Source organism: Burkholderia sp. 9777_1386 (genome assembly GCF_015712265.1).
In the GTDB taxonomy this organism is placed as follows: domain Bacteria; phylum Pseudomonadota; class Gammaproteobacteria; order Burkholderiales; family Burkholderiaceae; genus Burkholderia; species Burkholderia cenocepacia.
In genome coordinates this window covers 1-396 of sequence record NZ_JACCQB010000155.1, presented here as the reverse complement: position 1 = coordinate 396, position 396 = coordinate 1, and the positions used below count along the sequence as shown (strand labels likewise).

Below are 396 nucleotides of genomic sequence, written 5' to 3'. Positions count from 1 at the left end.
CTTCTGGATGAACCACGACGGCCAGGGCGCCGGGGTGAAGAACTTTGATATCGGCGGCGTGCAGTTCGACGTGGCGGCGGTCTCGCAGGTGAAATCCTGCAGCCCGGAAGTGATGGCCGACGAGACCAACCCGTCGCGCATCACCTGTACCGGCAGCTCCGACACCGGCGATAACGGCCACTACGCGCTGACCACCAAAACCCACAACATCAAGGCCGGGCCGATCGACGTCGAGGTGTACGCCAACTACGGCTTTGACTCAAAGGCGGTGGACAGCGACGCGCGTCTCGAAGCCTGGCAGGGCGGCCTGGTGCTGAGCCACACCAACGACAGCGGGGTGAACAAGGTGATCCTGCGCTACTCCGACAACTCGGATAACAGCGTCTACAACAAGAC

General features: G+C 62.4%; 1 protein-coding gene. It reads left to right on the top strand.

What is annotated here, in order from left to right:
- A partial coding sequence (locus tag H0X91_RS34820; RefSeq protein WP_196433834.1) for a carbohydrate porin occupies positions 1-396 on the top strand: 396 nt, incomplete at both ends.